General features: G+C 72.6%; 12 protein-coding genes. 6 read left to right on the top strand and 6 right to left on the bottom strand.

The features are described from left to right. Positions 1-76 precede the first annotated feature (76 nt). Complete coding sequence (locus B5Y66_RS09425) at positions 77-3070, top strand: fibronectin type III domain-containing protein (protein WP_217700767.1); 2994 nt, start codon at positions 77-79, stop codon at positions 3068-3070. 31 nt (positions 3071-3101) lie between these two features. On the opposite strand, the gene B5Y66_RS09420 is transcribed toward B5Y66_RS09425, so the two are convergent. From B5Y66_RS09420 to B5Y66_RS09410, 3 genes are read right to left on the bottom strand one after another with little or no spacing between them, the layout of a single operon-like run. Beyond that, a complete protein-coding gene (locus B5Y66_RS09420) occupies positions 3102-5255 on the bottom strand; it encodes a hypothetical protein (RefSeq protein ID WP_079573807.1) in 2154 nt (717 codons plus the stop codon). 12 nt (positions 5256-5267) lie between these two features. Beyond that, positions 5268-7268: a DUF6807 family protein gene (locus B5Y66_RS09415; protein WP_079573805.1), complete on the bottom strand. Its 2001-nt coding sequence runs from the start codon at positions 7266-7268 to the stop codon at positions 5268-5270. Continuing rightward, on the bottom strand, positions 7265-8530 hold the full coding sequence (locus B5Y66_RS09410) for an ABC transporter substrate-binding protein (RefSeq protein ID WP_176168832.1): 1266 nt from the start codon (positions 8528-8530) through the stop codon (positions 7265-7267). The genes B5Y66_RS09415 and B5Y66_RS09410 overlap by 4 nt, the downstream gene beginning before the upstream one ends. Positions 8531-8796: 266 nt before the next feature. Here B5Y66_RS09410 and B5Y66_RS09405 point away from each other — a divergent pair, with 266 nt between their 5' ends. Both B5Y66_RS09405 and B5Y66_RS09400 read left to right on the top strand, forming a co-directional pair. Further along, positions 8797-9741 (top strand): carbohydrate ABC transporter permease, encoded by a 945-nt coding sequence (locus tag B5Y66_RS09405; RefSeq protein ID WP_079573801.1) that lies wholly within the window; start codon positions 8797-8799, stop codon positions 9739-9741. Positions 9742-9877: 136 nt separating this feature from the next. Then, positions 9878-10648: a carbohydrate ABC transporter permease gene (locus B5Y66_RS09400; protein WP_407656383.1), complete on the top strand. Its 771-nt coding sequence runs from the start codon at positions 9878-9880 to the stop codon at positions 10646-10648. A 46-nt stretch (positions 10649-10694) separates the two neighbouring features. On the opposite strand, the gene B5Y66_RS09395 is transcribed toward B5Y66_RS09400, so the two are convergent. Beyond that, positions 10695-12827 (bottom strand): bifunctional lysylphosphatidylglycerol flippase/synthetase MprF, encoded by a 2133-nt coding sequence (locus B5Y66_RS09395; RefSeq protein ID WP_176168831.1) that lies wholly within the window; start codon positions 12825-12827, stop codon positions 10695-10697. 98 nt (positions 12828-12925) lie between these two features. Between B5Y66_RS09395 and B5Y66_RS09390 the strand changes: the two genes are divergently transcribed. The 3 genes from B5Y66_RS09390 (at position 12926) to B5Y66_RS09380 (ending at position 15701) form a co-directional block, all read left to right on the top strand. Beyond that, a complete protein-coding gene (locus B5Y66_RS09390) occupies positions 12926-13684 on the top strand; it encodes a GH25 family lysozyme (protein ID WP_245807024.1) in 759 nt (252 codons plus the stop codon). A gap of 27 nt (positions 13685-13711) precedes the next feature. After that, entirely contained in the window at positions 13712-14122 is a 411-nt protein-coding gene (locus B5Y66_RS09385; protein ID WP_079573793.1) for a nitroreductase/quinone reductase family protein, read from the top strand. Between the two features lie 88 nt (positions 14123-14210). Further along, positions 14211-15701 carry a mannitol dehydrogenase family protein gene (locus B5Y66_RS09380; protein ID WP_079573791.1) on the top strand — a complete coding sequence of 497 codons (1491 nt, stop codon included), beginning with the start codon at positions 14211-14213 and terminating at the stop codon, positions 15699-15701. A gap of 33 nt (positions 15702-15734) precedes the next feature. Here the strand turns inward: B5Y66_RS09380 and B5Y66_RS09375 are convergent, their stop codons facing one another. Further along, a complete protein-coding gene (locus B5Y66_RS09375; protein WP_079573789.1) occupies positions 15735-16844 on the bottom strand; it encodes a YihY/virulence factor BrkB family protein in 1110 nt (369 codons plus the stop codon). A 59-nt stretch (positions 16845-16903) separates the two neighbouring features. Continuing rightward, the gene (locus B5Y66_RS09370; RefSeq protein WP_079573787.1) at positions 16904-17851 is read right to left on the bottom strand and encodes a sugar-binding transcriptional regulator; all 948 of its coding nucleotides are present in this window, start codon (positions 17849-17851) and stop codon (positions 16904-16906) included. Positions 17852-17994: the final 143 nt, after the last annotated feature.

The raw sequence follows: 17994 nt of genomic DNA, 5'->3' as shown, positions 1-17994 counted from the left end.
CCGCATTCCCATAATATTGCGCACGTACAGAGAGGTACGGACGATGAGGGCACGACGGTCTGCAGCGCGATCAGGAGTGGCATGGCTCGCCGGGTTGGCGGCGGCTCTGACGGCCGTCGCGGTCCCCGCGGCCCCGGCGTCGGCGGGCTACGACGCACTCCCGGCGTTCCCCGGGGCGGAAGGATTCGGGTACGCGGCCACCGGCGGACGCGGCGGCGAGGTGTACCACGTCACGAGCAAGGAGCTGACGGGCCCGGGCACCTTCCACGACGCGCTCACCACGGCGGGCGACGTGCCCCGCACGATCGTCTTCGAGATCGCCGGCGACGTGACCGTCCCGCAGATCGTCGTGCGCGGCAAGAAGGGGATCACGATCGCCGGCCAGACCGCGCCGGGCGACGGCGTGACGATCCAGGGCAACACGGTCCGGTTCGTCGACAGCAGCGACATCGTCATCCGCCACATGCGGTTCCGGCTGGGCTCGGGGTCCACCGACGACGCGATGTACCTCGAGGACACCCAGAACGTCATCATCGACCACTCGTCGTTCTCCTGGGCGGGTGACGAGGTCCTCTCGATCAAGAGCAAGGACTACGACGACCCGAGGTCGAAGAACATCACGGTGCAGTGGTCGATCATGTCGGAGGGCAGGCTGACCCACTCCATGGGCGGCCTGGTCGAGATGAACACGATCTCGATGCACCACAACCTCTACGCCCACAACAACGACCGGAACCCGAAGACCAAGGGCGTCATGGACTTCGTGAACAACGTCGTCTACAACTGGGGCGACTTCCCCTACGTGGCCGGCGGCGAGTCCGGCACCAAGGGGTACGGCAACGTGGTGGGCAACTACTTCGTCGCCGGAGTGAACTCCGCGAACCCCACCGAGGCGGTCGTGCGGGGCAACGAGAACTACCAGGTCTTCCTCGACGACAACCGGATCGACAGCAACCGGGACGGGGTGCTGAACGGCAGGAACACCGGCTCGGGGATGATCGAGGCCGCCCGCCCGGCGGTCCGGGTGCCAGAACGGTTCGAGTACCCACCGGTGCACACGCAGAACCCCCGCCGGGCGCTCGGCCTGACGCTCGACCACGCCGGCGCCTCGGTCGCGCGCGACGCCGTGGACGCGCGGGTCGTCGACGAGGTGCGGCACCAGACCGGCGCGATCATCGGGCACGAGTCGGACGTCGGGGGCTACCCGGAGCTCGACGAGGGCACCCCGGCGACCGACGTCGACCGGGACGGCATGGCCGACGACTGGGAGCGGGCGCGTGGCCTCGACCCGGCCGACCCGGCGGACCGCAACGGCGACGACGACGGCGACCGGTACACCAACCTCGAGGAGTACCTCAACGAGCTCGCGGCGCCGGGCTTCCCGAAGGGCTACCCGATGGAGCCGGTGTCGTGGTCGGGCGAGCCGTTCGAGCCCCCGGCGCCGGAGGTCCCGGAGGCCGCCCCGGCCGCGCCGCTGGACGGCGACGCGATCCGCAGCGCCGTCGTCACCGACTCGAGCAGCAACGGCGCCGCCAACGCCGCGCTGTGGTCGATCGAGCAGAACCTGCAGGTCGGGGACTACGTCGCCGGAGACCGGATGACCGGCAGCAAGGCCTACCGGTTCACGTCGGTGCCCGCCGAGATCCAGGGGCTCGAGTGGGTGCGGTCGGCCGTCGAGTCGCGCGGCGCCACGAACGACGACCTGCTCTCCTTCTACCTCCCCGTGGACGCGGAGGTCTGGGTCGCGCACGACTCGCGCATCTCGCCGCGTCCGGCCTGGCTGACCGAGGGCTACGAGGCGACGGACCGCACGGTCGCCGACGACCACGGCGGGTCGTGGAACCTCTTCAAGGCGCGGCTCCCCGCCGGGTCGCACGTGGTGACCGGCGCCAACGCGGGCGGCACGGTCCTCAACTACTTCGTCGCCGTGGACCCGGTGCCGGGCGACAGCGAGCCCGTGGCCGACGCGCCGGGCGAGGTCCGTGCGGAACCCGCGGGGGCCACCGGCGACACGGACGTGGCGGTCTCCTGGGCGGGGTCCGCCGGCGCGACCGCCTACCTGGTGGCTCGTGCGTCGTCGTCCGAGCGCGAGATGCGGATCGTCGCCACCACCACGGACACGACGTTCCGCGACGCCGACGTCGAGGCCGGGGTCCCGTACCGGTACCAGGTGACCGCGGTCGGGCCGGGCGGGGCCTCCGCGGCGTCCGCCGACGCGCGTGCGCTGGTCACCTCGGGGTCGACGACGGCGCCCGCGCCCGGAGACCTCGACGTCACCGCCGAGCGGAGCTACTCGGTCGACCTCGGGTGGTCGGGCGTGGACGGCGCGACCGCGTACGGGGTCTACCGGGCGCCGGCCGAGGGCGGGGACCTCGAGCTGCTCGGTCACGTGGCCGAGCCGGGGTTCACCGACGACACCGCGGAGCCGTCGTCGACATACCGCTACGCCGTCACGACGGTCTCGCCGGGCGGCGAGTCGGAGCCCTCCTCCGAGGTCGCCGCCGCGACGGGGGGCCCGTTGGACCCGGCCAGGGCGCCGGAGCAGGTGCAGGCCACGGAGGTGTCGGCCGCCGCGTTCACGCTGGGCTGGGAGCCCGTGCCCGGGGCGGAGTCCTACCAGGTGTACCGCCGGGACGGCGAGGGGGCGTTCGCCCGCGTCGGCACCACCACCGACCCGCGGTACACCGACGACACGATCGGCTCCTCGGTGGCGTCCTACGACTACGCCGTCACCGCGGTCAACGAGCTCGGCGAGTCGGAGCGGAGCGAGCCCGTCACCGTTGAGCTGCCCGTGCCCGCGGCGCCCACCGACCTGCGCGTGGGGCTCCAGGGCGCCACGTTCACGGGGCTGATCTGGACGTCGGGCGGGGGCGCGTCGGAGTACCGCGTCCTGCGGTCCGAGGCGGGCGGCGAGCCCCAGGAGGTCGGCGTCGCGAAGGTCCACACGACCTACGACCGGACCGCCGAGCCCGGCACCGCGTACACGTACCGGGTGGTGGCCGTGAACGCGGCCGGCACGTCGGAGCCATCCGCGCCGGTGCGGGTCCGCACGCTGCCGGGGGCGCCGTGAGGTGACCCGCCACGGTCTGACCGCGCGGCGGTCAGACCGTGGCGGGGAACCCCTCCAGCTGGACGTCCCAGTCGGACGGGAACCCCGCCCCGCCGTCGAGGTGGGTGCGCGCCATCAGCGCGACGGCGGAGAGCAGGCCACCGTTGCCCGGCAGGTACAGGGGCAGGGACTCCGTCTGGTGGTTGTGCCCGTTCGGGAGCACGACGTTCTTGCCCGTCGTGTCCATGAGCGCGTCGACCGCCCACCCGGGTTCACCGAGGCGCGTCGCGGTCATCGCCATCATGGGGTAGTCCCAGCCCCAGGTGGAGCCCCAGTCCCAGTCGCGCAGCACGTCCTGGTAGGTGGCCCGCATGACGGCGGGGTCCACGAGGCCGACGTCCGGGACGATGCCCAGCGCGCCGAGCACCGACGGGTGGTCGGCCCGGATCGTGTAGGGCTCGACGTCGACGCCGGTGTAGACGCCGTCGCGCACGTGCGGCGCGACCATGCCCTCGGCGACCTCGGCCCACCGCTCCTGCACGGGCAGGCCCAGCCGCTCGCGCCACGCGTTGGCGGTGCGCAGGGCCCAGCGCCAGTACGCCAGCTCGAACGGCGGGTTCGACATGCGGTCCCGGACTCCGGCGTAGCTCTCCTGCGCGGGCACGAGCGGGGGGCCGAGCGTGAACCCGTCGGGGCCCTCCTGCGCGAAGGCGGCCATGAACTCCGCCGACGCGAAGACGACCTCGGCCTGCTCGCGCAGGAACGCGTCGTCGCCGGTGACCCGGTGGACGAGCTCGGACATATAGACGACGTGGGGCTGCTGCCACACGAGGTGGACGCCGATCGAGCTCGGCGTCTCGCGCAGCACGGAGCCGAGCTGCTTGGGCCAGCGGGCCCCCGCGTACCCCTGGTCCTGCGCCGTGGCCCGGGCCAGCGGCAGCGCGTGCCGGTACCACCCGAGGCTGGGCCGCAGCAGCTCCGGGCGCCCCCACATCGGGAAGTGCGCGGCGTGCCACCAGTGCATCTCGAGGTGGAACTTGCCCCGCCAGGAGTTGCACACCAGCCCGGTCTCCTGGGGCGGCAGGGACCCCGCGCAGTTCACGGCGGTGACGTACTGCGACAGCACCACCCGTCGTTCGAGCTCGCTGGCCCGCGGGTCGGCGGACCCGGCGAGCTGGACGGCGGCGCCGGACTCCCAGAACCGCTGCCAGTGCTCGCCCGAGGCCCGGAGCACCTCCTGCGCGTCGCCCGCCTCCGGGGCCGTGTCCTCGTGCCCGGCCCGGCCGGGCAGCAGCACCATGTCGCCCCTGCCGTCGGTGGTGAACTCCAGGACGGCGTCCACGACGTCCGACGTCGGCCGCAGCACGACGCGGTGCGGCTCGACGTGCGACAGCTCGGCGCCGGTGGCGGCGACGTGCACGCGGTACGCCGAGTCGTCGAGGCGGCGCTCTACGAGCCACCCGCCCGGCGCCGCGGTGACGGTCGTCGAGTGCGCGTCGGGGGAGTCCCAGTCGGCCGCGTTGTGCCAGTCCGACGAGCCGTACGGGAAGTCGACGGCGATCGCGAGGCCGGCGGCCAGGGCGGAGCGGACGGTGACGCCCACCCGGTCCCGGGTCGGGTGGACGGCGGTGCGGACCTGGACCGGCGCACCGCGGTGGGAGAACGAGCTGTCCACCGTGCCCGTCCAGAGGTCGAGCACCTGCCGGGTGTCCGTGAGGTCGGTCGGGCGCAGCGCGACGAGGCCGTCGCCGTCGTCGTCGCCCTCGTCCCCGTCGGCTCCGTGGACCGGGGTGGCGACGAAGCCGATGCGGCCGAGGTCCAGACGGTGCGGGTTGGCCCGGAACCACCGGTTGGCGTCGTACCCCGGGGTGCCCCGGCGGCTCTCCTCGACGTACGGGACGAGTCGTCCGTCGACCTCGTACCGGCGGGTGGTCTCCTCCAGCGAGTACTCGCGCTCGCCCGCGATGGAGTGCCAGGCCCACTGCGACTGCGTGCCCAGCAGGGTGCCAGGCACCTCCCGGTCGGGCTCGTGGCCCCGCTTGTGCACGGGGTACTCGGCCGGCAGCGACTGCAGCCCCGTGAGGTCCACGGTGACGGCGAACTCGCCGTTGCCGACGGTCACCGGGCTGCGCGGGTCCAGGGTGGTCTGCTCGACGGTGTGCCGGCGTACGAGCGCTCGGCGGTCGACGGGGGACGACGGGTGCAAGGTGGTGCCCCTTCAGGCGTGACGGGCGGCGAGCGGTGCGGGCGCGAGGTCGCCCGCCAGGGCGTCGGCGGCGAGCCGGGCGACCCGGTCGTCGTCGAGGACGCCATCGGCGACGAGCACGCGGACGCGCCGCCGCAGGGGCTCGTCCACGGGCGCGGTCGTGCGGCGGTCCCACGCGAGCGCGAGCCCGACGCCGGGGTAGCCGGCGGAGCGGACGAACCACGGGTCGGTGTCGTCGTCGTGCACGGTGACGAAGACGAGCGTGGCGGTGCCCGACGCGAACTCGGCGGTCCAGGCCAGCCACGACGACGTGGTGCCGTGCACGGCCTGCTCGCCGTCGGCCTCCGCGGTCCGGACGTGGACGTCGGTGCAGGGCGCGACCCGCCAGAAGAACCCGCCGTAGCCGCCGCCGGCCCGACCGTTGCTGCCGGGGCCGCCGAGCGGGACGGGGGAGCCGGTCGCGCTGCGGAGCTCGGTCGACAGGTCCAGCCACCAGCCGTCGCGCGCGGGCGACGCCTCCCACCGGCGGCGCTCGGTCAGCAGGGGAGCGCCCGACGGGGCGCACCAGGTGAGGACCTGGTCGGCGACGCCGTCCTGTCGCGCGTGGTGGTCGAGCCGGACGCGGCCGTGGTCGTCGCGCCAGACATAGGCGCGGTCCTCGGCGGTGTAGGTGCGGCCGCCCCAGAGGTTCGTGCCGTCCACGTCCTGGATCGCCAGCCCGGCGCCGAGGTGCCAGGCATGGTCGGCGGGCAGATGGTCGGTCGTGACCACGCCGCCGAGGGTGGAGACCGGGTGCAGGTAGGGCCGTGGGGAGAGCGTCGGCGCCACGTCCGAGCCGTCGCGGAGCTCGGCCACGGGCATGCCGCCGACGTCGAGCACGTCGCGGGCGGGCCGCGTCCTCGCCCAGGGCACGCCGAGCTCGGCGAGCGTCGCCTGCGCGGTGACCGCCCGCGCCAGGAGCGCGTCGACGTCGTGCACCACGGGACGGCGGTCGCGCCCCGTGCCCGTCCACGTCACGGCCTCCGGGGGGATCTGCCGGGGCGGGTCGGCCACGCGCACGGCCTCGAGCACGCGCATGAAGGCGCCGGAGTCGGCCAGGGGGCTGAGCAGGTCCGCGCCGGTCGCGCGGTGCGTCAGCAGGTCGTCGAGCAGGTGCGCGCGGCCCGCGGTGAGGGTGCGCCGTCCGTCGACGCCGTCCACCGTGATCTCGTCGGTGGTATAGCTCAGCTCGATCGTGCCGAGGGTGCCGCGCACGCGGATGGTCGGCGCGGTCTGCTCCTGCGCGCACAGCGTCAGGCCGAGGGTCACGGCGACGCCGCTCGTCGTGCGCACGCGGATGAGCGACGTGTCGTCGCTGTCGATCGTGTGCGCGTGATAGAGGTCGGCGTCGACGTCGAGCACGTCCTCGGCGCGCCGGGCCCCGGCCAGGCGCAGCGCCGTGACGACGGCGTGCGCGAGCGGGTTGGTCGCCACGCCGTCCACCACGTCGACGCCGTCGAGGACGCGCCGGCCCGCCCACGGGGACCGGTCGTAGTAGCCGACGGTGCGCGACCACGTCCCGACGGCGCCCACGGCGAGCACGTCGCCGATCTCCCCGGACCGGACACTGCGGTCGATGATGCCGAGAGCCTCGGAACCCAGGCTCTGGAACCCGACCTGCACCACGCGGCCGGAGTCCCGGGCGGCCTCCTCGAGCGCGACGAACTGCGCCCAGGAGGAGACCGGCGGCTTCTCGACGTAGACATCCGCGCCGGCTGCCATCGCGCGCAGCGCGAGGGGTGCGTGGGTGTGGGGCGGCGTCGAGACCACCACCACCTGGGGCGCGACGCCCGCGTCGAGCAGGTCGTCGAGCGAGTCGAACCAGGGGACGCCGCCGGCGTCGTCCTCGGGCGGTCGGGGGTCCGCGACACCGAGCAGCCGGGCCTCTCCGGAGCGCTCCGCGCTCCGCAGGTGCTCCAGGTGACGGGTCGCGTAGCCGTGGCCGCCGACGAGGACGACGCCGGGGGCGGTCACTTCAGGGAGCCTTCGACCTCGGAGATGAACTGCTCGGCGGCGTCGTCCGGGGTCGTCCGCTCGAAGAGCACGTCCTGCATCAGGCGGGTGAAGATGTCCCCGGTGCTGCTGGCGCCCTCGGGGGCGGGCATCCGCGCGCCGGCGTCGGACGCGGTGATCTCGTCGATGAGGTCGACCTCCTTCTGCTGCACGGTGCTGAGGCTGCCGCGCAGGTGCTCGCGCACGTCCTCGTTCGCCGGGACACCGCGGTCCGTGCCGACCTCGTCGACGACGCGCGTGTCGTTGACGAGGTAGTCGAGCAGCATCGCCGCGGCCTCGGGGTGCTCGGTCTTGGAGGTGATGGCGTACTCCATCGTGGAACCGACGCGGTTGCCGCGCGCCTCGGCCTCCCCGGGCAGGTTCGCCTCGACGACGGCGTCGCCGAGCGCGTCGACCTTGAAGTTGCTCCAGGCGAAGGTGATCCCGGACCTGCCGGTACCGAACAGGGACTGCTCGGGCACCGCGGTCGAGTCCTCCACGAAGATGCTGGCCTCCGGGGTGGCGCCGTTCTTCTGGGAGTCCAGCCAGAGCTGGAACCACGCGGAGACGGTCTCGGGGCTCACGCCCACGGTGCCGTCCTCGGCGAAGATGGCCTCGCCGTGCTGGTGCGCCCAGGCGTCCAGCATCGACGAGTTGGCGAACGGCACCGTGCCGAACGTGCCCTTCGGGCTCTTCTCGGACAGCTGCTGCGTGATCTCGGCGAAGTCGTCCCACGTCCAGGTCGACGTGTCCGGGAGCTCGACGCCGGCTGCCTCGAAGACGGCCGGGTTGAGGAAGGTCGCCAGGGCGTTGACGCCGGACGGGACGGTGTACTGCTTGCCCTCGATCTCGCCGATCTTGAGCGTGTCCGCGGGCACCTTGGAGGTGTCGAGGTAGTCGGACACCGTGGCCAGGTCCAGCAGGGCCCCGCGCCCGGCGTACTCGCTCGGGTAGGACCCGCCCATCGTGATCAGGTCGGGCGCGTCGCCGCCCGCCACCTGCGTCGCGAGCATGTCCCAGTAGCTGCCGAAGTCGCTGCTCTGCGTCTCGACGGTGATGTTCGGGTGGTCCTCCTCGAACCCCTCGATCGCCGTCTTGGTGATCTGGTTGCGCTCCTCGCCGCCCCACCAGGCGAAAGTGATCGTGACCTTCTCGTCGGGGTCGTACGGAGCGGCGTCGGTACCCGGCTGGTCGACGGCGCAGCCTGCGGTCGTCGTCAGCACGACGAGGCCCGCAGAGGCCATCGTGGCAACGGTCCGGAAGTGGTGTCTGAGCATGGGGTTCGTACCTCCCTGTACGAGCAGCCCGTCCCGAGGTAGCTCGCGACGGTCGGTGTCGGCGAGTGGGAAGGCGCTTCCCAGACTACGGAGAGTTCGATACTGTGGTCAACGGTTACCCCAAAAGTTGCGCGAAGCTGCGCAGCAGTCCGTGGCCAAGGGAGGTCCGCGATGAATCGTTCCATAGCTCCGGCGGGAGCGAGCTCGCCCCGTACGAGAGCGGTGTCGCGCGGATGAGCGCGATCACCGAGCTCTCGAAGCTGAAGGGAGGTCGGCGTCCGCTCGACCCCCGCGAGCGGAAGGCCGCGCGACGGGACAACAAGGCGGCGCTCGTCTTCCTGCTCCCGTGGCTCCTGGGGCTGGTCGTCATCACGGCGGGCCCGATGATCGCGTCGTTCTACCTGTCGTTCACCGACTACAACCTGCTCGAGGACCCGAACTGGGTCGGCCTGGAGAACTACCTCCGGATGCTGACCGACGACCGCCTCCACCAGTCGCTGCGCGTGACCCTCACCTACGTCGTGGTGGGCGTGCCGCTCCAGCTCGTGGTCGCCCTCTTCATCGCCGTGGTCCTCAACCGGGGGATGCGCGGGCTGTCGTTCTACCGCTCCGTCTTCTACCTGCCGTCCCTGCTGGGCGGGTCCGTGGCGATCGCCATCCTGTGGCGGCAGATCTTCGGCACCACCGGCCTGGTCAACCAGGTGCTCGGCCTCCTCGGCATCGAGGGGATGGGCTGGATCTCCAGCCCGGACACCGCGCTCGGCACGATCATCCTGCTGCACGTGTGGACGTTCGGCTCGCCCATGATCATCTTCTTGGCCGGGCTGCGACAGATCCCGACGATGTACTACGAGGCCGCCGCGGTCGACGGCGCCACCAAGGCCAAGCAGTTCTGGCGCATCACCATGCCGATGCTGACGCCGATCATCTTCTTCAACATCGTGCTGCAGACGATCGGCGCATTCCAGTCCTTCACCCAGGCGTTCATCATCTCGGGAGGGATCGGCGGGCCGTCCGACTCGACGCTCTTCTACACGATGTATCTCTACAACACGGGGTTCAAGGACTTCGAGATGGGATACGCGTCGGCGATGGCGTGGCTGCTCGTCCTCATCGTCGGTGCTCTGACCGCCGTGAACTTTATCGCGTCCAAGTATTGGGTCTACTACGATGACTGAGACCATTCAGAGAGAAGTCGACGCCGTCCCGGCCGCGCAGGAGCCCGTGCCGCCCGGCGGCCGCCGGCGGCACGTACCCCGCCGCCCCCTGAAGAGCCTGGCCAAGCATCTCGTGCTGATCGTCACGGGCGCCGTGATGATCTACCCGCTGCTGTGGATGGTCGTCTCGTCCCTGCGGCCGGACGACCTGATCTTCAGCCAGCCGGGCCTGTGGTTGAGCGACGTCGACCTGTCCCACTACCCCGACGGCTGGAACGCGCTCACGCATCCCTTCGGTCGCTACATGCTCAACTCGGCGATCGTCGTCCTCGGGTCCGTCCTCGGCACGCTCGTCTCGTGCTCGATGGCGGCGTACGCGTTCGCGCGGATGCGGTTCTCGGCCAAGACGCTCCTGTTCGCGATCATGCTCATCACGATCATGCTCCCGGGCCACGTCACGCTGGTGCCGCAGTACGTGCTGTTCTCGCAGCTCGGCATGGTGAACACGTTCTGGCCGCTGGTCGGCCCGAACATGCTGGCGACCGACTCCTTCTTCATCTTCCTCATGGTGCAGTTCATCCGAGGGCTCCCCAAGGAGCTGGACGAGGCGGCGCGGATCGACGGCGCGGGCCATGCCCGGATCTTCCTCCGCATCATTCTTCCGCTCATGACCCCGGCCCTGGCGACGACGGCGATCTTCACCTTCATCGGCACCTGGAACCAGTTCTTCAGCGCCCTGATCTATCTCACCGACACCGACATGATGACGGTGCCCGTGGCCCTGCGGCTGTTCGTCGACTCGCAGGGGGAGAGCAACTGGGGGTCCATGTTCGCGATGTCGATCGTGTCGCTGCTGCCCGTGTTCTTCGTGTTCCTCTTCGGCCAGCGCTTCCTGATCCGCGGCATCGCCACCACGGGGATCAAGTGAGTCGCCAGCCTGCCTCCGGCGCCGCGCGCCCGAGGCCGAGGCGGCGTCAGCCGCGGGCGGAGCGGGACGACCGGGCCGCCGCCACCAGCTCGCGCGCTCGCACGTCGGGTAGGTAGCACCGCACGAGAGCAAGGCCGACCAGCGTGAGGGTCGCGGGCTCGGTCACGACGAGATAGAGCGGCACGCTCCGCGGCTGGAACTTCATCTTGAACCGGTGCAGCGAATCGAAGCCGTACCAAGGTTCGAGCGTCTCCGCGAGGCGGTCGAGGACGGCGTCGAGACCCGCGGGGGACCGCTCGTCGCCGTGCGCGAGCGGGCTCCCGGACAGCGAGGCCTCCAGGGCGCCCTCGTCGCGGAACGCCGTGAGGGCGGACGCGATGAGCAGCTCCATCGTGTAGCGGAAGGAGTTCGGCGCGCGCCGCATGACGTCGAGGGTCCAGCCGACGACCTGCCCGCCGGGCGCGTGCACGGGCAGCCAGCTGGTCACCCCGTGCACGCGGCCCTCCCCGTCGACCGCGAGGCCCACGCGCACCTCCGGGTCGAGGGCCTCGCGGACCCCGCCCAGCGTGAAGGCCATCTCCGGCAGGTCGCTGTCGCCGAGCCACGCCTCGGAGATGGCCCGCACCTGCGCGAGGGTCTCGGGCGGCTCGTCGACCAGCCGCACCAGCCGGTGCTCCATGCCCTGCTTCGCGGCCTGGTTGAGCGCCGTGCGCACGTCCTGCCACTTCTTCCCCCGGAACTCCAGCCCGGGCAGGTCGATCACGGCCTCCTGGGCCACCGGGACGAGCGTCCATCCGCGCGCCCTCCCGATCGACGCGACCTCCTCGCTCGAGGAGAAGAAGCACGACCCGGCGCCCGCGGCGGAGGCCGCGTCGACGAAGGCGTCCACGAGCTCCGCGCGCCCCTCGGGCCCGTCGCCGACCGGGTCGGTGAGGACGACCGCGACGCCCGCGTGCGCCTGGTACGCGACGTAGCCGCCGCCCGCCGCGGCCTCGTCCGGCGGTGCCCAGCGCTCGCTGCCGTCCCACGTCGTCATCCACGCGAGCCGCTGGCCCGCGCCGAGGCGTCGGAGCTCGGCACGGGCGGCGTCCTGGTCCAGGTGGCTCCCGGCGGCCGGGCGGGCGGCGCGGCGGGCGCGGAACGAGGACCGGCGCACGAGCAGCAGGGCCAGCGCGCCGCCGTCGAGCAGCAGCATCAGTACGTACAGCAGCAGGTCGCCGCGCCCCAGGCCTTCGGCGGCGGCGAGCGTGAGCACCGCCTCGGCGAGCACGCCCACGCCGGTGAGCACGACGGCCACCCGCCACCAGGTGCGGCGTCCGCGCAGCAGACCCACGGCCAGCACCAGGTCGACCGTGACCGCGATGATCCCCGTGGGCCAGTCGTCGCCCGACATCGTGCCGAGCGGGCCGGCGCTGGGCCCGGCGGCGAAGCTGGTGAGCACCACGAGGAGGGCCGAGATCGCGAAGTACCCGGCTGCCGTCGCCCGGTCCCGCTGCACCCGTCCGGCGCGGGTGCGGCGGCCCAGCCTCGCGCCCAGCACGGGGCGGGCGATGACGAGCCCGGCCAGCCAGCCGACGAGGTGCTCGACGTCCGCGATCCCGCCCCACGCCACGAGGGCGACGAGCACGTAGATCGCGACCAGGGCGCTCACCCGGAACCGCCACGGCGGGGCCAGGCTCAGGGCGGTCACGGTGACCGTGCCCACGACGCCCGCGCTGAAGCCGACGTCGAGCACGCCGGCGAGCCGGTCCGCCCAGGCCCAGTCCGTCCGGGCGAGGAGGGCGAGCCCGCCCGCGGTGCCGACGACGCCGACGAGCTGGCAGGTGACCGCCGTGACGGCGGCGCGGCGGGTGCCGAGCCGGTGCTCCGTCCAGCCGACGAGCAGCAGGAAGACCCCTGCGACGGCCAGGTACTCCCACGGTTCGAGGGCGAAGAACGAGCCGGTGACGGGCGTCCACCAGCGGCCGTCGGCGAACGCCGGGGCACCGAACGCGACGTTCTCGAACCACGGGTGGTCCTCGAACGGGGTCCACAGGGCGCCGGTGACGCCGCCGAGGACGAGCATCAGCCCGACGACGCCGAGCGTGAACGGGACGCGGCGCGCCGTGCGGAGCAGTCGGGCGGGGGCCGTCGCGGCGGCTCGGGGCGCTGCCGCAATGTCGCTGGTGACGTCGGGCACGTCGCTCCTCACCTCGGATGGGGACATCATTCCGTGGCGCTCGGCGTCCGGCGCGCGGGACGCTGGCCGCGCGGGGGCCGATCAGGGATCATCGGCGGGTGAGCAGCGGAGGGACCGGCGGACGCCGGCGGGGCCGGGTCCTGGGGATCGTCGCCGGGGCCGTCGTCGTGCTGCTGGCCGTGCTGGCCCTGCTGGTGTGGAACGGCGTGCTCTGGCCCAACCGTCTGACGGCGGACCGGTACGCCGTGCGCGGTGTCGACGTCTCCGCCTACCAGGGCGAGATCGACTGGCCCGTGCTGGCCGCGCAGGACCTGGACTTCGCGTTCGTCAAGGCCACCGAGGGGTCCGGTCACGTGGACGAGCGGTTCGCCGCCAGCTGGGCGGCCGCCCGCGACACCGACCTGCTGGTCGGCGCGTACCACTTCCTCTCCTTCGAGAGCCCCGGCGCCGACCAGGCGGCGCACATGATCGACGTCGTGCCGTCCGAGCCGGGCAGCCTGCCGCCGGTGGTCGACGTCGAGTACTACGGCGAGTTCGCCGCCGACCCGCCCGGCGTCGACGAGCTGCGCGGGATCCTCGACCCGATGCTCGACGCGCTCGAGGAGCACTACGGCGTGCCGCCCATCCTCTACACGACCCAGCAGATCCGGGCGGACTACCTGGGCGACGACTACGACCGGTACCCCCTGTGGATCCGGTCCGTCGCCTCGAGCCCCGACCTGCCGCGCCGCGACTGGGAGTTCTGGCAGTACTCCGACCGCGACACCCTGCCCGGCTACGAGGGCGAGGAGGAGCACATCGACATGAACGTGTTCGACGGCACCCTCGAGGACCTCCGCGCGCTCACCCAGCCGTAGCTCGCCGGCGTCGTCCATACTGCCTGCATGGCCGACTGGAACCAGCAGATCATCGACGAGTTCCGCGCGAACGACGGGACCGTCACGACCATGGGGTTCGGGCGCGGGCTGGTGCTGCTGCACCACCTGGGCGCGCGGACGGGCGTCGAGCGGGTCACCCCTCTCGCGGCGATCGGGGACGGCGAGAAGTCGTGGCTGATCGCCGCGTCCGCGGGCGGGCACCCCGCGAACCCGGCGTGGTACCACAACCTCCTCGAGCACCCGGACGTCAGCATCGAGGCGCCCGACGACGGCGTGGTCGACGTTCGCGCCGAGGAGCTCCTGGACGACGACCGCGACGAGGCGTGGGCCCGCTTCAAGGCGCACTCCGACGGGTTCGCCGATTACGAGCGCAGGACGTCGCGCATCATCCCGGTGTTCCGGCTGACCCGACGCTGAGCTCACCGGTTCTCGCTCATCTGTGACGGCGCACGTGCTCGTTTGCTACGTTGGGTGCTTCCCGCACCCGACGGAGCAAGGACGCACCATGACCGCACTCAACGCCGAGACCGTGGCCTCCCTGGCGGGCGGTGACCTGCCGCTCGCCGTCCCGGAGTACGACCGCACCCGCCTGCGCGCCGGCATCGTGCACCTCGGCGTGGGCGGCTTCCACCGCGCGCACCAGGCGATGTACCTGGACCGGCTGATGAACGCCGGCAAGGCGCTCGACTGGGCGATCTGCGGCGTCGGCGTGCTGCCCCACGACGCGCGCATGCGCGACGCGCTCATGTCGCAGGACGGGCTGTACACCCTGGTGCTCAAGCACCCCGACGGCACCCTCGAGGGCCGCGTGATCGGCTCGATCGTGGAGTTCCTGCTCGCCCCCGACGACCCCGAGGCGGTGCTGGAGAGGATGGCGTCGCCCGAGATCCGGATCGTGTCGCTGACGGTCACCGAGGGCGGCTACAACGTCAACCCGGTCACGGGGGAGTTCGACGCCGCCGATCCGGCCGTGCGCGCCGACCTCGAGCCGGGCGCCGCGCCCGCCACCGCCACCACGTTCGGCCTGGTCACCGAGGCGCTGCGCCGCCGTCGCGACCGCGGCGTCCCGCCGTTCACCGTGCAGAGCTGCGACAACATCCAGGGCAACGGCGACGTCGCGCGCCGCATGTTCACCGCCTTCGCGCGCCTCAAGGACCCGGAGCTCGCCGCCTGGATCGAGGAGCATGTGCCGTTCCCGAACTCGATGGTCGACCGCATCACGCCGGTCACCACGGACGACGACCGCGCCATGGTGGCCGAGCGGTTCGGCGTCGATGACGCGTGGCCGGTCGTGGCCGAGCCGTTCACGCAGTGGGTGGTCGAGGACCGCTTCGCCGCCGGCCGCCCGCCGTACGAAGAGGTCGGTGCGCAGCTCGTCGACGACGTCGAGCCCTACGAGCTCATGAAGCTGCGGCTGCTCAACGCCAGCCACCAGGCGCTGTGCTATCTCGGCTACCTGGCGGGCTACCGGTACGCGCACGAGGTCTGCGCGGACGAGACGTTCGTGCGCTTCCTGCGCGACTACATGGCGCGCGAGGGCGCCCCGACGCTGCGGCCCGTGCCGGGCGTGGACCTCGAGGGGTACCAGGCCACGCTGATCGAGCGCTTCGCCAACCCGCACGTGCGCGACACGCTCGCGCGCCTGTGCGCCGAGTCGTCCGACCGCATCCCCAAGTGGCTGGTCCCTGTGATCCGGGCGAACCTCGCGGCCGGCGGGGAGGTGCACCGGTCGGCGGCCGTCGTCGCCGCCTGGGCCCGGTACGACGAGGCCGTGGACGAGCAGGGCGAGCCCATCGCGATCGTCGACCGCCTCGCCGACCGGCTCAAGGCCGCCGCGGCGCGGAACCGCAAGGACCCGCTCGCCTTCGTGCGCGACGAGGAGCTGTTCGGCGACCTGGCCACCGAGCCGCGGTTCGTGGAGGCGTACACCGCCGCGCTGGACTCGTTGCACACGCTGGGCGCGCGGGCGACGGTGGAGAACCTCGTCGCTGGCTGAGCGTGTCGAGACCCGGGGGTGGTTCCGACATGCTCAACCGTCGGCGTCGCGGGCGGCGGCCTCCCGGACGGCGCGCGCCTCGGCGACCGCGTCGCGGCGCTTGCCGGCCTTCTTGTCGCTGGCCTTGGTGTCGCGGGGCGGGAGCTGCACCCTCTCCTCCGCGGGCAGTCCGTCGTTGAGCTCGCGGCTCCGCTCCACCTCGGCGTCGAGCTCGGCCCCGAGCAGCAACACGAGGTTGACGATCCACAGCCACAGCAGCAGCACGATGACCGCGGCGAGGATGCCGTAGGAGCCGTAGTTCGAGAAGCTGCTGCCGACGTACCACCCGAACGCCGCGGAGGCGATGCCGGTCACCACGATGGCGACCATGGCGCCGACGCTCAGCCAGCGGAATCGCGGCCGCTTCACGTTGGGGGTGAAGTGGTACAGCAGCGCGACGGCCACGATCACGAGCAGCAGCGCCACCGGCCACTTCGCGATGCCCCACACGGTGATCGCGACCTCCCCGAGCCCGATCGCCTCGCCCACCGACCGTGCGATCGGCCCGGAGAGCACCAAGCTCGCGACGACGACGGCCGTGATGATCAGCACCACCAGCGTCACGGCGAACATCGCGGGGCGCAGCTTCCAGATCGGGCGCCCCTCCTCGATGTCGTAGATGCGGTTCATCGCGCGGCCGAACGCTCCCACGTACCCGGACGCGGACCACAGTGCGAGCACGAGGCTGAGCACGAGGGCGACGCCGGCGCCCGTGTTGCCGACGGCGTTCTCGATGAGCGGCTCGACGATGCCGATCATGTCCTTCGGGAGGAACTCCGAGAGGGTGTTCAGCACGGAGTCGAGGGCCTTCTCGGCGTCCCCCACGAACCCGAGGAGCGACACGAGCGCCAGCAGGGCGGGTGCGGATGCCAGGACGGCGTAGTAGGTCAGCCCGGCCGCGAGGTCGGTGCACTCGTCGGCAAGGAACTCGCGGAAGGTGGCCTTGAGTGCCCGGCCCCAGGACGGCTTCGGCGCGTCCGAGGGGGCGCGCGGGGTGTCGGGGGCCTCGGTGCCGGAAGCCTCGGTGTCAGGGGCCTCGGAGTCGGGGGCGTCGGGCGACCTGCCGTCGTCGGGCCCGGTCTTCGGCGTGCCGGTCTCGGCCATGGTGTCCTCCTCGCGTCCCCCTCAGGCTCGACGGCGCAGGTCATGCCCGCAAACGGACGTCACGCGGTCGCGGCGTCCAGCAGGTCCTCGAGGGCGCTCGCGGCGGCGTCGTCGCACACCACGGTCGTGGCGATGCCGCCGGCGACGGCGGCGCGCAGGCCCGGGGCGGCCTCTCGCCCGTAGCCGGCGGTGACGACCTCGGGGGTGCGCACGAGCTGGTCGAAGGTCACGCCGACCACGCGGGCGTCGAGCGGCGTGACGACGCGGCGTCCCTCGGCGTCGAAGAGGCGCCCGGAGCACTCGGCGACCGTGCCGGCGGCGGTCGCGGCCCGGCGTTCGTCGCCGGTGACCTGCGGGAACACGGTGGACCCGGTGGCGGTCCAGGCGCCGACGGCGACGACGGCGAGGTCGAGGCCGTCGGCGCGGTCGAGGGCCGCGGCGATCTCGGGCTGGCGCCGCATGCCGGCGGCCGTGCCCGGGTCGGAGACGAGCAGCGGCGACCACACGGGCCACGTGCGCACGCCGGGCATCCGCCGGAAGGCCTGGATCATGTCGAGCGAGTCGCCCGAGCCGTCCACGGGCAGCGCGCCGACCAGCTGCACGACGTCGCACGCGGGCAAGGGGGCGAGGTGCCGCACGGCCAGCTCGATGGTGCGGGACCAGGAGACGCCGAGCGTCGCCCCTTCGCGCACGTGCTCGCCCACGACGCGGGCGAGGGTGCGGGCGACGGACTCGCGCGTCGCCGCGGTGGAGCCGCCCGAGCCGACGACCACGACCTCGCGGGCCCCGAGGCGGTCGGCCAGGCGCCGTGCCCGGTCGGAGTCGAGGTGGGCGGGCGGCGAGATCTCGATCCGCACGACGCCGCTCTCGCGCGCCTCGGCGAGCAGCCGGGCCACCTGGAAGCGGGAGATGCCGTGGCGGGCGGCGATGTCCACCTTGGACTCGTTGTCGAGGTAGTAGTCGCGGCTGACGTCCACGAGGAGCCGGGCGTGCTCGACATCGGTCACGGGATCATCCTCGCTGGCTGAGTTCGTCGATACCCTCGTCGGGTGAGCAGCGGGCCTTGCTCACCTGAGCATAACGAACTACTGTCCAGACAGATGAGCGCAGCGCCGCATCTCATCTGTGCGCGCTGCGGCTCGTCGAGGCA

The sequence above is a fragment of the Krasilnikoviella flava genome (assembly GCF_900167525.1).
GTDB classification, from domain to species: Bacteria; Actinomycetota; Actinomycetes; order Actinomycetales; family Cellulomonadaceae; genus Isoptericola; species Isoptericola flavus.
The sequence above is the reverse complement of the archived record's forward strand: the minus strand, read 5'-3'. Positions and strand labels throughout refer to the sequence as shown.